1 protein-coding gene is annotated in these 1,102 nt (G+C 77.8%); it reads right to left on the bottom strand.

Features of this window, described 5'->3' with window-relative positions; all coding sequences use genetic code 11:
• Positions 1–1,032: hypothetical protein (locus AB0J39_RS39715; RefSeq protein WP_363474391.1), on the bottom strand; the 1,032-nt coding region annotated here is incomplete at its 3' end.
• Positions 1,033–1,102 lie beyond the last annotated feature (70 nt).

Genomic DNA, 1,102 nt, shown 5'->3' with positions numbered 1-1,102 from the left:
CCGCAGCGCGGCGGTCAGCGCCGCCGTCAGCGGCGTCCCGGTGATCTCGGCGAGCGCGCCCGCCACGGTGGTCATGCGCGCGCCGGACGGCAGCAGCGGCCTGACCGCGCCGGCGTCTCCCGCGATCAGCAGCGTGTTGACGTGCCCGGGAGCCGTGGGGAGGACGATGAGGGCGCCGTCGCCCACCCCCACCCCCGGCATCGCGCCGACCGTCCCCGCCGGGGTCACCGTCATCCGCGCGGGCCAGCCGATCTCGAAGCTCCGCATGGCGGACAGGTCGGGCGAGACGAGCACGCCGGTCCCCGGCGGAGGCAGGCGGAGCGGGCTGCCCGCGACCAGCCGGCGGTAGGCGCCGAGATCGACCGCGACGACCGTCGTCGGCCGCCCGCCGAAACCCACCTCGGCGATCGTCGTCCCGACCGCGGCCGGGACGACGGCCCTGACGCCCGGCGCGTGGAGGATCTGCTCCAGCGTCTCCGGAGGGATGCCCTGCGCGCGCTCCACCCTGATCTCGGCGCCGATCCGCTCCCACGCCGTCTGCCGCTGGGCCTCCTCCAGCCCCCCGGCGGCGACCATGCCGTACGCCGCCAGCGCGACGGCCGGCAGCAGCGTGAGCACCGGCAGCGCGGCGCCCGGCACGGCCCGGGCGGCGGCGAGCCCGAGGAACGGCACGGCGGCGGCGCGCCGGGCGGCGGCCCGGAAGGCCAGGTGGAGCACGGCCGGGCCGGCGCGCAGCACCGCCAGCGCGGCGGCCAGCGCCAGCAGCACGGGCGCCAGCGCGAGGAACGTGTCGCCGGCGGCGAGGCCGCGGGTGCGCAGGAGATAGAGGCTCGCCCCGGCGACCACGAGCACCAGGATCTCCGTCGCGATCCGGCGGAGAGCCTTTCCGGGCCGTCGGCCGGTGGACTGACCTCGTGGAGACTGGCGCAGCGCGACGGCGGCGCAGGCGATCGCGACGGTCCCCGCCGCGAGCGCGGCCGGGCCCAGCCGCGCGACCGCCGCCGGGGCGCCCGGCACGAAGCCCGCGGCCACCTGGCCCGCCCCCGCGGAGATAGGAAGTTCACAAGGAAGAAAACACGTAACTCCAGGACCACTATCCCAT

Source organism: Microbispora sp. NPDC049633, assembly GCF_040675265.1.
Lineage (GTDB): Bacteria > Actinomycetota > Actinomycetes > Streptosporangiales > Streptosporangiaceae > Microbispora > Microbispora maris.
Note: the sequence above shows the minus strand (reverse complement) of the source record. Positions and strands in the feature narration are given on the sequence as shown.